At 39.4% G+C, this 19,989-nt stretch carries 17 protein-coding genes and 1 pseudogene; 6 read left to right on the forward strand and 12 right to left on the reverse strand.

The annotated features are described in order from the left end of the window. Positions 1 to 17: 17 nt before the first annotated feature. The 11 genes from trpS to HMPREF0693_RS16055 form a co-directional block, all read right to left on the reverse strand. The gene (trpS, locus tag HMPREF0693_RS16005) at positions 18 to 1,046 is read right to left on the reverse strand and encodes a tryptophan--tRNA ligase (protein ID WP_004246627.1); all 1,029 of its coding nucleotides are present in this window, start codon (positions 1,044 to 1,046) and stop codon (positions 18 to 20) included. A gap of 1 nt (position 1,047) precedes the next feature. Then, positions 1,048 to 1,758: a phosphoglycolate phosphatase gene (locus HMPREF0693_RS16010; protein ID WP_004246628.1), complete on the reverse strand. Its 711-nt coding sequence runs from the start codon at positions 1,756 to 1,758 to the stop codon at positions 1,048 to 1,050. Further along, positions 1,755 to 2,429, reverse strand: coding sequence for a ribulose-phosphate 3-epimerase (gene rpe / locus HMPREF0693_RS16015; RefSeq protein WP_004246629.1), 675 nt, complete (start codon positions 2,427 to 2,429; stop codon positions 1,755 to 1,757). The genes HMPREF0693_RS16010 and rpe overlap by 4 nt, the downstream gene beginning before the upstream one ends. Positions 2,430 to 2,473: 44 nt before the next feature. Further along, positions 2,474 to 3,289, reverse strand: a complete 816-nt coding sequence (gene dam, locus HMPREF0693_RS16020) for an adenine-specific DNA-methyltransferase (protein ID WP_004249858.1) — start codon at positions 3,287 to 3,289, stop codon at positions 2,474 to 2,476. 81 nt (positions 3,290 to 3,370) lie between these two features. Continuing rightward, a complete protein-coding gene (locus HMPREF0693_RS16025) occupies positions 3,371 to 4,315 on the reverse strand; it encodes an SPOR domain-containing protein (RefSeq protein ID WP_004246636.1) in 945 nt (314 codons plus the stop codon). Between the two features lie 154 nt (positions 4,316 to 4,469). Beyond that, positions 4,470 to 5,564, reverse strand: a complete 1,095-nt coding sequence (gene aroB / locus HMPREF0693_RS16030) for a 3-dehydroquinate synthase (RefSeq protein ID WP_004246637.1) — start codon at positions 5,562 to 5,564, stop codon at positions 4,470 to 4,472. Between the two features lie 52 nt (positions 5,565 to 5,616). After that, positions 5,617 to 6,138 carry a shikimate kinase AroK gene (gene aroK, locus HMPREF0693_RS16035; protein ID WP_012368596.1) on the reverse strand — a complete coding sequence of 174 codons (522 nt, stop codon included), beginning with the start codon at positions 6,136 to 6,138 and terminating at the stop codon, positions 5,617 to 5,619. Positions 6,139 to 6,718: 580 nt separating this feature from the next. Next, positions 6,719 to 7,834: a secretin N-terminal domain-containing protein gene (locus tag HMPREF0693_RS16040; RefSeq protein ID WP_004246639.1), complete on the reverse strand. Its 1,116-nt coding sequence runs from the start codon at positions 7,832 to 7,834 to the stop codon at positions 6,719 to 6,721. A gap of 6 nt (positions 7,835 to 7,840) precedes the next feature. Then, positions 7,841 to 8,374: a hypothetical protein gene (locus HMPREF0693_RS16045; protein WP_004246640.1), complete on the reverse strand. Its 534-nt coding sequence runs from the start codon at positions 8,372 to 8,374 to the stop codon at positions 7,841 to 7,843. Next, entirely contained in the window at positions 8,358 to 8,957 is a 600-nt protein-coding gene (locus tag HMPREF0693_RS16050; protein ID WP_004246641.1) for a PilN domain-containing protein, read from the reverse strand. The genes HMPREF0693_RS16045 and HMPREF0693_RS16050 overlap by 17 nt, the downstream gene beginning before the upstream one ends. After that, positions 8,945 to 9,769 (reverse strand): hypothetical protein, encoded by an 825-nt coding sequence (locus HMPREF0693_RS16055; RefSeq protein WP_004246643.1) that lies wholly within the window; start codon positions 9,767 to 9,769, stop codon positions 8,945 to 8,947. The genes HMPREF0693_RS16050 and HMPREF0693_RS16055 overlap by 13 nt, the downstream gene beginning before the upstream one ends. Before the next feature lie 116 nt (positions 9,770 to 9,885). On the opposite strand from HMPREF0693_RS16055, the gene mrcA reads away from it, so the two are divergent. Next, positions 9,886 to 12,420 carry a peptidoglycan glycosyltransferase/peptidoglycan DD-transpeptidase MrcA gene (mrcA, locus tag HMPREF0693_RS16060; protein ID WP_012368592.1) on the forward strand — a complete coding sequence of 845 codons (2,535 nt, stop codon included), beginning with the start codon at positions 9,886 to 9,888 and terminating at the stop codon, positions 12,418 to 12,420. A 333-nt stretch (positions 12,421 to 12,753) separates the two neighbouring features. Continuing rightward, entirely contained in the window at positions 12,754 to 13,557 is an 804-nt protein-coding gene (locus HMPREF0693_RS16065; RefSeq protein WP_036932495.1) for a MetQ/NlpA family ABC transporter substrate-binding protein, read from the forward strand. Between the two features lie 89 nt (positions 13,558 to 13,646). Here HMPREF0693_RS16065 and nudE read toward each other — a convergent pair whose 3' ends face one another. Continuing rightward, complete coding sequence (nudE, locus tag HMPREF0693_RS16070; RefSeq protein ID WP_004246647.1) at positions 13,647 to 14,204, reverse strand: ADP compounds hydrolase NudE; 558 nt, start codon at positions 14,202 to 14,204, stop codon at positions 13,647 to 13,649. Positions 14,205 to 14,559: 355 nt separating this feature from the next. Here nudE and umoB point away from each other — a divergent pair. The 4 genes and pseudogenes from umoB to pckA all read left to right on the forward strand — a co-directional run bounded on the left by umoB (position 14,560) and on the right by pckA (position 19,892). Continuing rightward, positions 14,560 to 16,669, forward strand: a pseudogene (gene umoB / locus HMPREF0693_RS16075) (flagellar biogenesis regulator UmoB). A 73-nt stretch (positions 16,670 to 16,742) separates the two neighbouring features. Next, positions 16,743 to 17,156 carry a ribosome-associated heat shock protein Hsp15 gene (gene hslR / locus HMPREF0693_RS16080; protein WP_004246651.1) on the forward strand — a complete coding sequence of 138 codons (414 nt, stop codon included), beginning with the start codon at positions 16,743 to 16,745 and terminating at the stop codon, positions 17,154 to 17,156. Positions 17,157 to 17,183: 27 nt separating this feature from the next. After that, the gene (gene hslO / locus HMPREF0693_RS16085) at positions 17,184 to 18,068 is read left to right on the forward strand and encodes an Hsp33 family molecular chaperone HslO (RefSeq protein WP_004246652.1); all 885 of its coding nucleotides are present in this window, start codon (positions 17,184 to 17,186) and stop codon (positions 18,066 to 18,068) included. A gap of 204 nt (positions 18,069 to 18,272) precedes the next feature. Next, entirely contained in the window at positions 18,273 to 19,892 is a 1,620-nt protein-coding gene (pckA, locus tag HMPREF0693_RS16090; protein ID WP_004246655.1) for a phosphoenolpyruvate carboxykinase (ATP), read from the forward strand. Positions 19,893 to 19,989: the final 97 nt, after the last annotated feature.

A 19,989-nucleotide genomic window follows, 5' to 3' on the forward strand; every position in this document is an offset into this window, starting at 1 on the left:
CTGGCCTATAATAACGATTATGGGTGAGCAATAAACCCAATAGCCTCATAAACCTTATCTAAGGTTGTTTGAGCGCGCGCTTTCGCCTTATCGGCACCTTCTTTCATGATTTTATTTAATAGTGCTTCATCATTACGGAAGGTGTTAAAGCGTTCTTGAATATTTGTCAGCATATCTGATACAGCCTCAGCAACCGCGCCTTTTAGATGACCGTACATTTTGCCTTCAAATTCAGCTTCGAGTTCAGGGATAGTTTTACCTGTTACACCCGCTAAAATATCTAATAAGTTAGAGACACCGGCTTTGTTTTCTAGATCATACGCAACGCGAGGTGGCTCTTCTGAGTCTGTAACAGCACGTTTTATTTTTTTCGCCGCCGCTTTGGGATCTTCAAGTAAAGCGATAACATTATTGCGGTTATCATCAGATTTAGACATTTTCTTAGCGGGATCTTGTAGTGCCATCACGCGTGCGCCACCTTTTGGAATAAAAGGATCGGGTACGGTGAAAATGTCCCCATAGATGGCATTAAAGCGTTGGGCAATATCACGGCTTAATTCAAGATGTTGTTTTTGGTCAATGCCAACCGGTACTTGGTTGGTTTGATAAAGGAGGATATCGGCTGCCATTAAGACGGGGTAATCAAATAATCCTGCATTGATATTTTCAGCATGACGAGCTGATTTATCTTTAAATTGGGTCATACGGCTTAATTCACCAAAGTAGGTGTAGCAGTTTAGCGCCCAGCCTAATTGTGCATGTTGTGGAACATGAGATTGTACAAAAATTGTGCTTTTTTCAGGATCAATGCCACAAGCGAGATAAAGAGCCAGTGTATCTAAGGTTCTTTTTCGCAGTTCGGTAGGATCTTGGCGTACAGTGATGGCATGTTGGTCAACGATACAGTAAATGCAATCGTAGTCATCTTGCATTTGTACCCACTGACGTAGTGCTCCCATATAGTTCCCGATAGTTAACTCACCAGAAGGTTGTGCACCACTGAATACAATAGGCTTTTGAGCCTTTTTTTCTACTGAAGTCGTCATGTTAGTTCTGTTCCACTGTTGTCATTGACGTAATATCAAGGATAGAGAGCAAATCAGCAAAATCGTCGAGTATAAAATCGGGTTTGCTATCTGCAATGGGTTCACCGTAGTTATAACCATAAGTTAACCCCACACAAGGGCACTGTGCTGCTTGAGCGGCGATAATATCGTTACGGGAATCTCCGACAAAAAGAAGCTCTTCTTTTTTAACACCAAACGTGCCCATTGTTAAATATAATGGTGCTGGATGGGGTTTTTTTTGTTTTACATCATCACCACCAAGCACCAATGAGAAGTCGTTGTCTATACCTAATTGCTTTAACAGTGGTTGGATAAAAGGAGTGGGTTTATTCGTCACTATGCCTAAGGAGAGAGAATACGAAGCAAGTTTTTCTAGTGTCTCTTTAACGTGTGGAAATAGATTGCTTCCTGTTTTGACAGAGTTTGCATAGCACTCATCAAAGAGATCACGTACCTCTTTTAATAAAGTATCGGTGACATCTTTAACACCACTATGGTGCAGGGCGCGCTTTAATAGCATATCAACACCATTACCAACCCAAATGGTGACATGGTGTTTATCCACTGTTGGGAAGCCTTTTGCTTTTAGTGCATAGTTTGTGGCTTCTGTTAGCCCAACAGCGCTGTCAGTTAGTGTACCATCAAGATCAAAAGCGATAGCACGAATACCTTTGAGTTTTTTTTCTGTCATTTCGATACCTTATCTAATTCTCGGCGCATATTGTCGATAACCTGTTTATAATCTGGCTGATTGAAAATAGCAGAGCCAGCAACAAACATATCCGCACCTGCTTGAGCAATTTCGGCAATATTATCAACTTTGACACCGCCATCAATTTCTAAACGAATGTCATAGCCACCATCATCAATCATCTTGCGAACTTGACGTAATTTATCGAGTGTCTTTGGTATAAATGATTGACCACCGAAGCCAGGGTTTACTGACATCAGAAGAATAAGATCTAATTTATCCATTACATAATCGAGATAGTTGAGAGGCGTGGCAGGATTAAGGACTAAACCTGCTTTACAGCCACAATCTTTGATTAATTGAATAGTGCGATCAACATGCTCACTGGCTTCGGCATGAAATGAAATATAGGTTGCTCCTGCTTGTGCAAAATCAGGAATAATACGATCAACCGGTTTTACCATTAAGTGGACATCAATAGGTGCTGTGATCCCGTAGTTGCGTAGCGCTTTACAAATTGGTGCACCGAACGTTAAGTTAGGGACATAGTGATTATCCATTACATCAAAATGAACCACATCAGCACCTGCAGCGAGCACTTTCTCCGTATCTTCACCAAGGCGGGCGAAATCTGCAGATAAAATAGAAGGGGCAATCAGAAAATCTTTCATCGCGTTCTCCTGACAACACTCCCATTGTCGGGAAGTGTTAACGATTATTTATATAAGGCTAGTAATTCGTTCACTTTGCTACGACCTAGTGTGTTGCTACTAATTGTTCTTCTGACTTTCACACTATGTAGCTCTTTCGCGTCTACATACCACTCTTTTGTTAACGCAGTTTCATGATTTGATATTAACACGGGTATCTGTCTCTCGTAAGCCAACATTGAGGCAAGTTGAGCTAGATGCTGTTGTTCTTGGAAACTAAAGCTATTTGTATGGTATGAGGTAAAATTTGCCGTCGGTGATAACGGTGCATAAGGTGGATCACAGTATACAACAGAACCTTTGGTGGCATTTGTCATGGTTGATGAATAGCTTTGGCAGACAAATAAGGCTTTTTGCGCTTTTTCTGAAAACCAAATCAATTCGTCTTCTGGAAAATAAGGTTTTTTGTAGCGACCAAAAGGAACATTATATTCACCTTTGGAGTTGTAACGGCATAATCCATTGTAGCAATGACGGTTTAAGTAGAGAAAAAGCACACTGCGTTGGTATGGATCTGTTGATTGATTAAAGTCTTGTCGTAGTTGATAAAACTCTTCTGCATTATTCATCTGAGGGGTGAATAATAGTTGAGCATCCTTCATAAATTTTTCAGGATACAGTTTTACCGTATTATAGAGATGGATGAGATCGCTATTTATATCGGCAAGAATATATGAATCATATTCTGTATTTAAAAATACAGAGCCAGCACCCATAAAAGGTTCAATTAAACAGTTACCTTGAGGTAGATGACGCTTAATGTCATCTACCAAAGGGTATTTACCACCAGCCCATTTTAGGAATGCGCGTTTTTTTTTCATGCCGTCCAAATTTCTCAATCGTTTCAGAGTCGCCGATTGTACTCTGTTTCAGACAGCATATCAGCGGTGAACATCGTTAACTTATTTTTTTAGATCCTGATGAACATGTTTCATAGGTCTAACCCAAGGTTTTTTAGCTTGCACAGCCGCCGGTAATGAAGCCACGGCCTGTTTTGCTTCGCTTATATTACGATAGTTACCATAGATGAGTACATACCAAGGATTACCATTACGCTGGGTTTTATAAATAGCGTAGTTTCCATTAAGATTTTTTTTAGCGAAAGCCTCTAACGTATCTTGGCGACTCGCACCACTTAACTGCAAAGTATAATTTGTTGCAGGAATGGCTGCTAGGTTATTTGCTGATAAAGCTCCTGATGCAACGGGTTTTGTGGTTGGTTTTGCCACAGGCTTAGTCTGTGTGGTTGCAGGAGGTGTTACCGGCTTGGTTGGTGTAGGTTTGACCTCTGGTTTTTGTGTTGGTGCCGGTTGCGGTTTGGTCACCGGAGTTTGTGGCGTTGTCGGTTGGTTTTGTGTATTTTGCTGTTGTTGATTAACAGCTTGGTTAACACCTGCTTGTTGTTGATTGAGTGAATCAACAATATCTCCTGGGATCTCAACACGTTGACCTTGAGAGTCAATCATTGGGGGGAGATTTTGAGATGGCTGCGTTGTAGGCTGCTGTATTTGTTGGCCCGTCAGCTCCTGAGGTGTGGATGTTTGATTGTCTGTTGATGTTACTGAAGGCTGAGACAGTTCAATATTCTTTTCTGTTCCTGTTGTTGAGGCCGTTGTTTCTTTATCACTGTCTGGTGATTTCAGTGCAGAGCTTATCGCAATAATTAAAAGAATGAGAACCAGTACCCCAACACCTATCATCATCTGTTGACGGGATACAGAGAAACGAGCATTTTTTAATGGGTTATTACGAGGTCGATTAGTGCGACGTTCGGGTCTATCCGAAGTATCAGGTTTGAGTGAGTTATCGCCACTCTTAATTTCATTTTCAGGTTTGAACTCGTCCATTATGCCCTCCGTCAGAGCGTCAAAAAGCGAAAGTTAGCCATTACCTCTAGTATAAGGATGAAACGCTTTTTCTGAAACGTCACATTTGAGATTATTAACCAGAATTTTCCTTAAATAGACTTTCCAGTTTATCTCTCGTTAGGTGATGGTATGCTTAATTTGCATTAATGCATGATGTTATCGCTTTATACACTTGTTCGCGAGATATATCCGCACGTAGTTCTGATTGACCGATACCTTTTGGTAATACAAGGTGCAATTTACCCGCGGAAACTTTTTTATCTCGCATCATATGAGGTAAATAGTCTTCAGGTTGCATCTCATCAGGGCCATTGACGGGAAGATTTGCTGTTTTAAGTAATTGGATCACTCGCTGAGTTTCTGCCTGAGTAAATTGACCCAAATCTTGTGCGGTTTTAGCCGCCATAACCATACCCGCAGCGACAGCTTCACCATGTAGCCACACACCATATCCCATATGTGCTTCAATTGCGTGACCATAAGTATGACCTAAATTAAGTAAAGCTCGTAGACCACTCGTCTCTTTTTCGTCTGCTGCGACTACTTGTGCCTTAAGTTCACAGCAACGGCGAATACAGTAAGCCATGGCTTTAGGTTCAAGCGCTATCAGTTTATCAATATTGTTTTCAAGCCAGATAAAGAAGTCTTTATCTAAAATAATGCCATATTTAATCACCTCCGCTAAGCCTGATGACAACTCACGAGGAGGAAGCGTTGCAAGACAATCGAGATCGATAACAACAGATGCCGGTTGATAGAAAGCACCAATCATATTCTTACCCAGTGGATGGTTAACTGCTGTTTTTCCACCGACAGAAGAATCGACCTGTGATAATAACGTGGTAGGAACTTGAATAAAACGTACACCACGTTGATAACTTGCAGCCGCAAAGCCTGTTAAGTCACCAATAACACCACCCCCTAGTGCGAGCAGTGTTGTATCTCGATTGTGATTTTTTTCTAATAATGCAGTAAAGACATCATTCATTACCGTCAGGGATTTATACTGTTCCCCATCAGGTAAAATCACGCTATCAACCAAAACACCTTGTTGTTCTAAGGTGTTTGTTACCTTGTCTAGATAGAGCGGCGCAAGTGTCACATTTGTGACAATCATCACTTGTTGCCCTTTTTTTAAAGGTAAAAAGGTTTCAGGCTGGTGAAAAAGGCCAGAAGCAATGGTAATGGGATAGCTTCTTTCACCTAAAGTCACAGTGATTTTTTCCATAGCAACGGCCTTCTTCAAGTAGTCTTTACTTTCATCTCATCTAAAGAATTTATTAGTTTTTCTCTAATAATTCAATAATTTGATTTGCAACGATTTTTGCACTCTGATCATCAGTATGAATGGTGATATCAGCAATCTCTTCGTAAAGAGGATTACGTTCTTCTGCGAGGGTTTCCAGTACATCACGTACGGGTTCAACACCTTGCAATAAAGGACGTTTTTTATCTCGCTGAGTACGAGCAAGTTGTTTTTCAATGTTGGTTTCTAAATAAACAACAACACCGCGTGCTGATAGTCGGTTACGGGTTTCTCTTGATTTCACCGAACCACCACCTGTTGCCAGTACAATGCCTTGCTTTTCAGTAAGTTCGTTGATTATTTTTTCTTCACGTTGACGGAAGCCTTCTTCGCCTTCTACATCAAATACCCAACCTACATCTGCACCTGTACGTCGCTCAATTTCCTGATCGGAATCATAAAATTCCATACTAAGTTGTTGAGCTAACTGACGACCAATAGTGCTTTTGCCGGCACCCATAGGCCCAACCAGAAAGATATTACGTTTCTCTGCCATGTTTTTGGTATTACTAAGATATTCGTTAATGATAACCCGCCCCGCCAAATTCATTCAGCGACGGGACCTAAACTGAAATTTATGAGTGTTTATTTCATTCACGCCTGATAACGTGTGTATCTACTCTCATATTAAAACTGAGTTTTTTCAGTAGAACGCTATTAAATAACCACGTGTTGTCGCAAGCGACAACACAGGATAAAAATCCCTTTGCCTACAGTACATAACAAGATATGACCTATAAAAATTATATTATCTTTGTTGGCAATGCGGAGATTCTAACACAATTTAGCCGGAAAACCGCATCTGATCACTTTGTCTTTTCTGTCATCAGTTGATCAATATTACATATAAAAAGCCCTACCTCCAAGAAAGAGGAAGTGCATAAAATGTATCCGTATTATCGTTGTGATGTTTCAGGCCCACTCAATTAGCTAACCCTTGTAAGCTAAATCGTCCTCAGCGTCAAATCTATAAATAGAGATTATAAGAAAAAACAATGAATAACTTACAGTTTTATCTTGGCGGAAATAAGGTAATTGTTTGTATTATAATAAAAAAATAAATCACACTAAGAAAATTAGATTAATTTGGGTGTAATAAAAATAACCAATTCATGACGACTATGTTGGTCACGCTTATGGCTAAAAAGTATCCCTAGTAATGGCAGTGAAGATAAAAAAGGAATTTTTGCTGCATGCTGTTGCTGCTTTTGTTGAAATATTCCTCCTAACATCAGAGTCTCACCATCATGAATAGTAACTTCTGTCATTATTTCTTGTTTATCTATTGAAAGGTGTTCACTACCTCCTTGTACTAAGGCAATACCTGGTGTGTTTTGACTAATTTTTAATAGCAATCTAATTTTATTGCTTCTTTGAATGATCGGCGTTACCTCCATCCCCAAAACAGCCTCTTTAAATTCAACTCGGATGGTGTCGTTATCTCTGCTGACATAGGGAATTTCGGTTCCTTGCTTGATAGATGCCGTTTTTTCATGTGCAGCCGTTAATCGAGGACTGGCAATGATGGCGAGTTGTTTCTCTTGTTCTAAGGCGCTTAGTTCTAATTCTAAAAGACGACTATTAATTCTGGCGATATTAAAGGCTATGTAATGTAAGGGGTTTTTTGTTTTTTGATGCAGTGCCAACGCGGCAAGAGAAGGTGCTGTGAGCGGTGCTGATGCTATGTTATGGGGTGTTGTAGTATTGTTTGATGTACCTTCTAAATTTGCCGATTTCATATTGAGTAATCCCCACTGCGTTCCTAACTCATTTAACGCATCCTGACTGCTACTGATGATATGTGCGGTAATATGTACCTGTTGCTGTGGTGTTTCTTTAATTTTTAACCAATCAGAAATTTCAGTATGTGCTTTTTCTGTATCAATAATGGATAAGCTATTTGAATCTTTATCTATGGCTATTCGTCCATGATCACTGAGTAATGAAATTCCATAGTTCGTTAACTGCTGTGCCACGGTGGTTACATCAGCATACTGTAGTGGGTAGATACGATGGTGTAATGTGCTGTTTTGGTGTTGAAGAGTTTCACTATTATCTGTTTTATCAATGAAATGGTGAGTGTTATTACTATCAATAGGTTGTTCTGGATAAAAAGGATCTCTGGATTGAGCAAAACCAGCAAAGCACAAGATAGATAGTAGTAACAGCAAATAAAAAAAGACGCTTTTCATAATATTTCACTCTGACTTCAAAGGCGCTAGAACATTTGGTGTCGTTATGTCGACTAAATTCAATTCAACTGAGAGTAAATCAGGGGGGATAGGCGAAATGAGCAGTGCAGAAAGAGCGCAACCTGCTTGATGTAGATGCGCTAATAACGTTAGTAATTGTGAGTAAGAGAGTGAAAAACGTAGCTTAAAACTATTATCGACACTATGTTGCCAACTATGAGGTATCAAGTGATGGTTATCGATTATCTGTTGTAAACGCTGATAGGCTGAGCCTGTTTGTGGTGGAAGTTTATAGTCATGTTGTAACGCTTTTAATAAGGCTATAGCAGGAGACGAATGCAATATCGACTGCAGTTGTTGTATCTGCGTTTGGTGTTGGCTAATAAGCTGTTGTTGCGCGGTTATGTCCTGCTGATAGCCCGAAAAGCTGAATAGATAACATAACAAACTCACTATTATAGAAGGGGCTAAACTTAAGAGTGCCTTTTGCCAAAAAGGTAAAAGGGCGAAATAAATTACCCAATTAGTCTTTATTTTCATTGTTATCGACATCCTGTTCGCTATGCCTATGTTGAGATACTTGATATTGCCAACTCTGCCACTTACCAGAAAACCTTATTTCGCTGTAACGGGGATCTTGTTTGCTCTGTTGAAAAGAGGAGAGTGTTAATGATGTCAGGTTGGGGTGTTGGTTAACTTTAGATATAAAAGTAAGTGCCTGCTCACAAGGAAGCCGCACCTGAAGCGAAAATGTTGCATCATTTTCAGAAAACTGCGCGATATAACCTTCCGTAGGGAGCAGTGTTTCTAGTGCTTGAAAGAAAGCGAGGTAATTTAAATAGTGAAGCCAATGTTGATAATAATGCCAATAACGCTGTTGATATAAGCGGGTGACTTTCTGTTCATGTTGGTCATTGTGATATTGCTTTTGTAGTGAGTACTCACGTTTTTGATATTGTGATTGTAAAAGTGAGAGTGTTTTTACTTGTTGTACTAAATAATAAGCGTAGTAACCGCAAGCACTGAATGTAATAACAACGAGTATCATGCTCCAATAAAGCCACCGTTGTGCTTGATGTCGATATAAGGCTTGACGCCAAGGAAGAAAATTTATTTGATACATGCTGTCTCCCAAGGACGCAAAGCTAAACCAATGGCAATTAGAGGTAGCGTCTTTTTGGGCGGTATAGACATAAATAGCCGCTCTTTTTGGGTTGGCCAAATAGGCATTTGTTGGCGAAAGTATTCTGCATTGTCACCTGAGAAATAACATTGCTCCTGTGGCCAATGATGCTTGATGAGTAATTGCTGTAATTGTTTTTCTTGCTCTTGGTGGTCTTGATAAGAAAGAGTACCGTAATGGGGCATCTCTTTATCTGCACAAACCCAAAGCATTTGATTATTTTGACAAAAAATTAATATGCTGTGAGGCGATATGTTGAGATGTGTGGCAACATAACGCAACGCACAAGCTGGAATATCAATCGCAGTGATGGTTAAGTTTATTTTGGCGAATAAGGCAATATAAGTCTCTATCAGTGTCTTGTTATGTAAATGGATGGCGAGATGTTGGTTATGTTGCCGATAATCGAATTGTACCGCTTGTTTGGTGACTTGTTGATGAGATGTGGCTCGGAGTTGTGCTAATCGATAATAGGCTGCTGGTGTCAGGGAAATCAGGTTAGATAAGGCAATGGTATGATAACTTGCCACTGTATCGGGTAATGCCAATGCAATACGGTTGATTGGCGGTAGAGATTGTTGCCATCGTTTTAAGATAGTTCTTAAATTTATATCACCTATATTATCATTAAGAGGTAAAGGGAATTGCCAAAATGCATTGATCTTCCATTGCTTATTCTGCTGAAATACTAAAACGGCATTGATATGATTGATATTAATTTCAATACCAATCTGATAATTATCTGTTTTCATAAATGATATCCATATCTATTGAATGTGTAATAGCCTATTTTCCAAGAGGCGTTACCTTTATACTACGCACTGTTTGTTTATAAACTGCCCAATTCACATTACATGGGAAATTTAAGGTGAAGTTCTTAAAATATTTTTTCATCTTCGTTTTTGCTTGCATAATTTTGGGAGCAGCCTCGATATATGGCATGTATAAATATGTCGAGCCTCAACTACCCGATGTCGCGACATTAAAAGATGTTCGTTTACAAACTCCTATGCAGGTCTTTAGCGCAGACGGAGAGTTAATGGCGCAATATGGCGAAAAACGTCGTTTGCCTCTTACCTTGCAGGAGATGCCTCCGCAATTAATTAATGCCTTTATTGCCACTGAAGATACGCGTTTTCGTGAACATCATGGTATTGACCCTATTGGCATCTCTCGTGCTGTTGTTGTTGCGTTAACATCGGGGCAAGCATCGCAAGGTGCCAGTACCATCACGCAACAATTAGCGCGTAATTTCTTCTTAACACCTGAGAAGAAATTAATGCGTAAAATCAAAGAAGCCTTTTTGGCTATCCGTATTGAGAAAGAGCTTACAAAAGATGAGATCTTGGCACTTTATCTCAATAAAATTTATCTAGGAAATCGCGCTTATGGTGTGGGTGCTGCTGCATATGTTTACTTTGGTAAAAGTGTGCATGATCTTAGCTTAAGTGAGATGGCTGTTATTGCAGGTTTACCTAAAGCCCCTTCGACACTAAACCCACTTTATTCGTATGATCGTGCCTTAAAACGCCGTAATTTAGTGTTACAACGCATGTTGGAAGAGAACTATATTACCCGCGAAGAGTATGACAGTGCTAAAGCTGAGCCTATTGTGGCTAAATATCACGCCCCACAAATTGATTTTTCAGCGCCTTATTTGACTGAAATGGTCAGAATGGAGATGTATCAGCGCTATGGCGAAAATGCCTATACGGATGGTTATAAAATTTACACTACAGTTATCCGCAAAGATCAATTAGCCGCTGAACAAGCGCTACGTAATAATGTTATTGATTATGATATGCGCCATGGCTATCGCGGTGCTCAAGAGGTGCTGTGGCATGCAGGGCAAACTCCTTGGGATGATAAAGCCATTAACGATAAGCTAAAGGGTATACAGACTTATGGCCCATTAATCCCCGCAGTGGTGTTATCCGCTGATGCTAAAGAAGCTCAGGTGGTATTAAAAAATGGCGATAAAATAACACTCGATTTAAAAGCGGTTCGTTGGGCGCGTAAATTTATTTCTGATACGGCTCAAGGGGCCACGCCGAGCAAAGTTGATGCTGTTGTACATGCTGGTGAGCAAATTTGGGTACGACAAAATAGTGAAAATGATTGGTTATTAGCACAGCTTCCTGAGGTTAATGCAGCTTTTGTCGCATTAGATCCACTTAATGGCGGTATTATTGCGCTGGTGGGAGGTTTTGATTTTGAATTGAGTAAGTTTAATCGCGTATCTCAATCGTTACGTCAAGTTGGTTCAAATATCAAACCTTTCTTATATGCGGCAGCATTAGATAAAGGGTTAACATTATCGACATTACTAAATGACTTACCTATTAGTCGTTGGGATGCAGGAGCTGGAACTGATTGGCGCCCTAAAAACTCACCACCTACTTATGCAGGGCCTATTCGTTTACGTCAAGGTTTAGGTCAATCTAAAAACGTAGTTATGGTACGCGCTATGCGGGCGATGGGAGTTGATTACGCTGCAGATTATCTATTGCGTTTTGGTTTTCCTAATCAAAATATAGATAGAACAGAGTCATTAGCTTTAGGCTCACCTTCATTTACACCAATGCAAATGGCTCGAGGTTTTGCGGTAATGGCAAATGGTGGGTATCTCATTGAGCCATATTTTATTCAGCGTATTGAAAATGCTGATGGTGAAGTGATCTTTACTGCTGAGCCGAAAGTCGCTTGTCCTGAATGTACCGATATCCCCGTGATTTATGGTGATACTACGCGCTCTATTGCATTATCTGATGATTATATGGAAAACGTCGCACAATCTCAGCAAGCGCAACCGGCAGAAACGGCGCCTGATATTGAGTTAGAGCAAGCACCTCTTGCTGAAACAGTCAAAGAAAGCCCATATGCTCCTCATGTGATAAGTACGCCACTGGCGTTTCTAATGCATGATGCGTTAAGAACCAATCTCGTTGGTGAGCCGGGATGGTCTGGTACAGGATGGCGTGCATTGCGAGATTTAAAACGTCAAGATATCGGTGGTAAGACAGGAACGACCAATAGTTCTAAAGATGCTTGGTTCTCTGGATATGGTGCTAATATTGTGGCGACTGCATGGATTGGTTTTGATGATAGTAGTCGCAATTTAGGGCGAACTGCCGCAACGGGTGGTGAAGCGGGTGCCAAAACGGCACAACCTATTTGGAATGACTTTATGAAAGTTGCTTTAGAAGGTGTTCCGGTACAAATGATGCCGATGCCAAAAGGCGTTGTTGCTGTTCAAATCGATCGCAATACCGGTAAGTTGGCGGGAGATGGACCATCAATGAAAGAGTATTTTATTGAAGGTACTCAGCCAACAGAAAAAGCAAAAAGTGAAGTGGGTACACGGATCTTTGAGGATAATGGCGAATCTAACGAGCTATTTTGATTAATATAATAAACAAAAAGTTAGATTAAATAGCGATCTAACGAATAACTAAAGCGGGATAACAGATTGTTTTTCCCGCTTTTTGTTATCTAATAAATAGATATAGATACATCTCATCTTCCAACATGAAAATATTTCATGTTTTGTGTGTAAATCTATTTTGATCTCTCCACTCTTTCCCGTTATAAATAACTATCTAAACGTCTAGATGTCTAAATACATGTTGGTATATAGTATAAGTAGTCCCCTTGATAGCATAATAAAAACATTAAACTTAATAATAACAATAAGTTATAAACAATAAGAGTGACATGGTCGATTATTGGAGAGAAGATGAGAAAATTATTATTAGTGGTGCTTTTGGCCTGTACTTCATTGGTTTTAACCGCTTGCTCACCAGATGAAGGTGACAAACCGTTAAAAGTGGCAATTAATACAGGGCCAGATCAGCAAATTTGGGATGAAGTTGTTAAGTTGGCAAAAGAAAAGCAGGGATTAGATATCAAGGTGATCACCTTTAATGACTACGTGTTACCTAATGAAGCTTTGCGTAATAATGATGTTGATGTGAATGCGTTCCAAACCGTACCTTACTACGAAGCTCAAAGCAAAGAGCGTGGTTATCAATTTGAAATCATAGGTAAAACGTTTATTTTTCCTATTGCAGCTTATTCAAATAAAATCAAAAATATAGAGGCGCTTCCTGATGGTGCTACCGTCGCCATTTCTAATGAAGCAACCACCCTAGGTCGTAGTTTATTATTACTGCAGGCTCAAGGATTGATTAAATTAAAAGATGGGGTGGGGTATTTACCAACGACACTTGATATTATTGAAAACCCTAAGAAACTTAAATTTGCAGAAATTGATACACCACAACTGACTCGGACGTTAAGTGATCCTAATATTTATCTTTCTATCATCAATAATAACTTCTCTTCACAAGTGGGACTATTAGCCAAACGAGATGGTTTATTTATGGAAAATACCGATTCTCCTTATGTTAACTTGATTGTTGCTAGAGCCACAGACAAAGATAACGAGCGATTAAAAAAACTCGTCGCGGTTTTCCAAAGTGATGAAATTTTGCAAAAAGCGCAAGAAGTTTATAAAGGTGATGCGGTGAAAGCGTGGTAACGCGCTATTTTCTAATAAAAAGAGATGATAGATATCAAGGCCTCCCTATTTGGTGGCCTTAATTTTATCTGGATATCGCGAGCCAATTATTATTTTGGACAAACTTGTTGCAAATAACGTTGTGCTAAAAAGAGTGCACTGACATTACGAGCTTCGGTAAAGTCGGGATGATCTAATAAGTCCATCATCTTGGCGATAGGCCAACGTATTTGAACTAACGGCTCAGGCTCATCGCCTTCTAATTGTTCAGGATAGAGATCTTGAGCAATAACAATGTTCATTTTGCTGGAAAAATAGGAGGGCGCCATAGACAGTTTAGCTATCTCGGTTAAAGAGCCGGCACCGTAGCCAATTTCTTCTTTTAATTCACGATTGGCCGCTTGTAATGGGGTTTCACCCGCATCAATAGCCCCTTTGGGAAAGCCAAAGTCATAATTTTCGATGCCAACAGCATATTCACGAATAAGGATCAGGTCATCATTGATGATAGGGACTATCATTACCGCTTCCCGGTTAGCGGGTTTCATTCGTTCATAAATACGTTTTTCGCCGTTGCTAAATTCCAGATTAACGGATTGGATCTGAAATAACCGAGAACGGGCAATGTTATCAATATTGAGTATATTCGGTTTTTTTAGTTCTTTCATAACAGCCCCTGATAGGAATAGAGATTAACCTGAATTTAACACATTAATGATAAAATAAATCCAACAATTAGATTTAGCTTTTTAGTGAAAATTGAGTACACTCCGCTACTAAACCCAGTTATTGATTGATTTTTTGGGAGTATTATTATTTATTGATGCGCTATTTTATCTGAAAATGGCATGGTTGGCGGATATAAAATTGATAATATATATAAATTATAACGCAACAACACAAATATAATTCATTGTATTTTAATAAAAAAATAGAACTAAAGAATAGGAATTGCCTTATGTTAGGTGGCATTTCAAATTTGTTATTGTTACTAAGCAACACCAGCATGAGTATGGGGAAAAAATGAGATTATCAGTCATTATATTGGCTATCTTCATGATTAGCCTATTTATAATGGCCGCCTTTCTATTCTTTAAAAGAAGGCGGCTTGATGGCTCATATCATCTTCCATCCCTCGCCAAACCGACTTACCGTAAACTAACACAAGATGATTATGGGGTAATTAGTGACTATTTGTCCTATTTTGGCACCTCTAAGTTTTCTTCTGGGTATTCGTTACAAAACTTTCCTGAAATACCCACTAAAGGTGAAGTCGTTACGACACTGCGTAATATTGTTAACCGGTTTGCGGGATCATCAGAGGGGCTCAATCATTGGCGCTATTACATTGATGCGGTAGAGATCCATATTCCTCCATTACTGGTGCCTTATCTGCAACAAGAAAATGTCCTCGATGTCGTTTGTACTCCTTCTATCCCCATTGTCATTGGTGTGAATGGCCATTTTCTTAAAGATGAAAAATCACATTTTTCTGCGTTAAGTTTAAAACAACTTTCTGAACCCATACTGTCAAATGGCACTTCCACTATCCAGAAAAATGAAGGTGATGCGGCGCATTTATTACATATTCGCCAAGAAACCAACGAAGAGTATCGGTTACATCATTCTTCAGGTTTTTGGAATGGCTCGTTAATTTGCTTAGGGTTAATCTTATGGTTAACGGCATTAATGATGCCACAAGTCTTTCTCCCTTGGATAATGGCTGCAGGAGGGACTTTTCTTGTTTTAGGCTTGTTTCTTATTTATCGACCCATCATCAAATCACGAAAACAAGAAGTACACTGTTTTAAAGGGCGTTTAAAACGCTGGGGACTGTTTGGTAATTTTGATCATGGGCAGGTAAAAAATATTTCGTTGGGGGGAATTGATTTAGTTTATCCTCCACATTGGGAACCTTATATTCAAAATGATATTGATAAGGTGACCTATTTAGAAATGTATCCTAATCATCATGTTATCAAGCAAGGGCCTTATTTATCATTGCATGATGAAGAAAAAAACTAATCCGTATAAGCGTTACATTAAAAATATTATCTTTGTTGTTTGTAGCCTATTTATTATAGGTATGCTGTATCTCTATCAACCGTTATCATTATCAATGAAGTTAACTTTTTCATGGATAAAAGAGAGTGAACCTCATTTAGTGACTAACTTTACGGAGTTAGAAACGGCCAAGCTGCATGTAGGGGATATTATTCAGGCCAAAGGTGTCGGAATGTGTTATATGCCTCCAAACCTTTCCAGTAAGAATAATAAAACAATATTTGCACCTTTTGATTGTTCGGGGATTTATTGGAACAACAGCAACCCAATGCCAATGCCTGAGTCTAGTACGATTGAAAAAGCGGCAGCATTATTATATTTGGTTGAAGAGCAGCTACACCCCGTTTCTAACAACCGTGTAAACCCAAGCTTAGGTCAAGCTATTACTAAATCTGGCATGAATCTTTTGGATAATTTTGATGGCATTATCTTGAAAACACAAGATTTATGCCCGAGAGAAAATGAATGTATTCGGCTTAAAATGGCCTTGGTAAACCTAAGTAATGTCAATGATTGGCCATCATTAGTTCAACGTGCAGAAAGTGGCAAATTAACAGGAACCAATGTTTTATTACGTGCTGTTAGTGCTGAGGCCTTGGAAAAGCTCGTTGACACCACCACATCATCTTTTATCTACCGAGAAATAGATAAGGCCGCAATACTGTTAAATAGTCCACCACCGGGTGGTGTGCTTTTAATCAGTGATGAAAGAAAACAGCTCGTTGATTATGCTTCAAATACCAATTCTGTATTTGAACCTACACCATTAGAGCAATGGCGAGAATTACAGCGATTATCTGATATTTTATTACACACACCTTTTAATACTGGAGGTGTAATAACGGGGATGGTAATTGATGCGAATGGCACGTTACAAATCTTTTTGCATAGCATGCCTGACTCAATGACCCTGTTATATTATATCGGTAATACGTTATTATTATTCTTTGCTATTGGATTTTTGATCCTGAATTTATTTTTTATCATCCGGCGCCGGCGACAAAATAATCAACGCATGCATAAAATCAGTCAATATTACGAGCACTGTTTTTATCGCCCTCCTCAGTAAGTTCCTTGTTGTGGAAGGCAATGTGTTTACTCTATCGCCTTCATGAAGAAGTTGAAGTTAAGGAGAGAAAGGGATGAGTCAACCATCGCAAGAAAGCGCTGTCCGTTTAGATAAATGGCTTTGGGCTGCACGTTTTTATAAAACGCGTGCCATTGCTCGCACTATGATTGAAGGGGGTAAAGTCCATTACAATGGTGTGCGAGGCAAGCCAAGTAAAAATGTTGAAGTTGGGGCTGAAATACGCTTACGACAAGGTAATGATGAACGGACAGTTACAGTCTTAATGGTGAGTGCACAGCGCCTAGGGGCGGCCCAAGCACAATTGCTCTATTGTGAAACACCAGAGAGTATTGCCAAGAGAGAAAAAATCGCTCTAGCAAGAAAAATGAATGCGTTAACGATGCCTCATCCCGAACGTCGACCTGATAAAAAGGAAAGACGCACCTTACTTCGCTTGAAACAGACAAATTTACCAGGATCGGATTAAACCGCTCCCCAGCAATGAGAGAAGATTATGTCTAAAAAAGACGCTTTATCACGCTTTTTATTTGAAAAAAGCGCGGTACGTGGTGAATTAGTTACCGTAACGGAAACCTATCAATCAATACTTGAAAATCATCATTATCCTGAGCCAGTTCAACATCTGTTAGGTGATTTATTGGTCGCGACAAGTTTGTTAACAGCTACGCTGAAATTTGATGGTGATATTACCGTTCAATTACAAGGTGATGGCCCAGTACGATTAGTGGTTATTAACGGCAATAATGAACAACAGATGCGCGGTGTTGCACGTTTTAGTGATGATGTTAAAGCCGGTAGCAGCTTAAAAGAGATGATGGGCAATGGCTTTATGGTTATTACCATCACACCTAAAAAAGGTGAGCGTTACCAAGGTATTGTAGCGTTGGATGGTGAAACGATAGAAGCTTGTATTGATAACTACTTTAATCAATCAGAGCAGTTACCTACCCGTGTCTTTATCCGCACAGGTCTGCAAGATGGAAAAGCGGCGGGTGCAGGTATGTTATTACAAGCCTTACCTGCGAGTGCAGAACATAGTGCTGATGAGACAGCAGAACACTTTGAGCTATTAACACAACTTACGCACACCATTAAAGCTCAAGAGCTGTTTACACTTGATACTAAAGAGATTTTACATCGCTTATATCATGAAGAAGATGTGACATTATATGATCCACAACCGATAGCATTCCATTGCACGTGCTCTCGTAAACGTTGTGAAGATACATTAGTAACATTATCTAAAGAAGATGTAGCTCATCTGTTACAAGAACAGGGTAAAATTGATATGGAGTGTGAATATTGCGGTGCTCATTATATCTTCACTGAAGAAGATATTAATAATATCAATAAATTATCTAGCTCTAATTTGCACTGATTCGATTTAGCAACGTAAATCACCCTAAAGGACGCTATTTTGCGTCCTTTTTTATTCAACAATTTTTCTGTAGATTTGTGCATTAGTTCTCGTTATTAACATAAAAAAAATATAAATTTTCAAAATATTGATAACAATCGCTGTTAATTAGTTGTAACACCTTAATAATGCTCATAGAAAAGCCTATTTATCAGGAGCAAAACTATGAACGTTAAAGGTCTTACCCCTAAGGATCTCGAGCAGTACGGTATTCATGACATTAGTGAAGTCATTTATAACCCTAGCTATGACTTATTATTTGAAGAAGAAACTAAGCCAGGATTAACAGGTTATGAGAAAGGCACATTAACCTCGTTAGGCGCTATTGCTGTTGATACGGGGATTTTTACTGGACGTTCTCCGAAAGATAAATACATTGTTCGTGATGATGTTACTCGTGATACTGTGTGGTGGGCTGATCAGGGCAAAGGTAAAAATGATAATAAACCACTCTCACCGCAAGTATGGGCTGATTTAAAATCATTAGTTACTGAGCAGCTATCAGGCAAACGTTTGTTTGTCGTTGATGCCTTTTGTGGTGCTAATGCAGATACGCGATTAAAAGTGCGTTTTATCACCGAAGTGGCTTGGCAGGCGCATTTTGTTAAGAATATGTTTATTCGCCCTACGCAAGAAGAGTTAGAAAATTTTACACCTGACTTTATTGTGATGAACGGTGCTAAATGTACCAATCCAAATTGGAAAGCGCAGGGATTAAACTCTGAAAATTTCGTTGCTTTCAACTTAACTGAACGCATTCAGTTAATTGGTGGTACTTGGTATGGCGGAGAGATGAAAAAAGGTATGTTCTCTATGATGAACTACTTCCTGCCATTAAAAGGTATTGCTTCTATGCACTGTTCGGCAAACGTTGGCGAAAGTGGTGATGTAGCCATTTTCTTTGGTTTGTCAGGGACAGGTAAAACGACATTATCAACAGATCCTAAGCGTAAACTGATTGGTGATGATGAACATGGCTGGGATGATGATGGTGTATTCAACTTTGAAGGAGGTTGTTACGCTAAAACTATCCATCTATCAAAAGAAGCTGAGCCAGATATTTACGGTGCCATTAAACGTGATGCCTTATTAGAAAATGTCGTGGTATTAGCAGATGGTAGTGTTGATTTTGATGACGGCTCAAAAACAGAAAATACCCGTGTATCTTATCCTATCTATCATATTGATAATATTGTCAAACCGGTATCGAAAGCGGGTCATGCTAAAAAAGTTATTTTCTTAACCGCCGATGCTTTTGGGGTGCTACCTCCGGTTGCTCGTTTAACACCCGAGCAAACTCAATATCACTTCTTATCAGGCTTTACTGCGAAACTTGCTGGAACAGAGCGTGGTGTGACAGAGCCAACACCGACATTCTCTGCGTGTTTTGGGGCAGCATTTTTATCACTCCATCCAACACAATATGCTCAAGTGTTAGTAAAACGTATGCAGGCTTGTGGAGCACAAGCTTACTTAGTGAATACGGGCTGGAATGGTACGGGCAAACGTATTTCAATTAAAGATACTCGAGCGATAATTGATGCCATTTTAAATGGTGATATTGATAAAGCGGAGACTCAAACTCTGCCTGTATTTAATTTGGCGATCCCAACAGCGCTTCCTGGCGTTAATAGCGAAATTTTAGATCCTCGAGACACCTATGCGGATAAAGCACAATGGGATGTTAAAGCGGACGATCTTGCTGATCGCTTTGTGAAAAACTTTGATAAATATACTGATACGCCAGTAGGGCAAGCGTTAACAAAAGTGGGCCCTAAACGCTAGTTACTGGTTTTATTGATAAAAAATTCCCTGAGATGAAAGACATCTCAGGGAGTTAACAAGAAAACAAAGTGAAATAAATTGTTTGAGAAAAAGTGGC

This window comes from Proteus mirabilis ATCC 29906, assembly GCF_000160755.1.
Lineage (GTDB): Bacteria > Pseudomonadota > Gammaproteobacteria > Enterobacterales > Enterobacteriaceae > Proteus > Proteus mirabilis.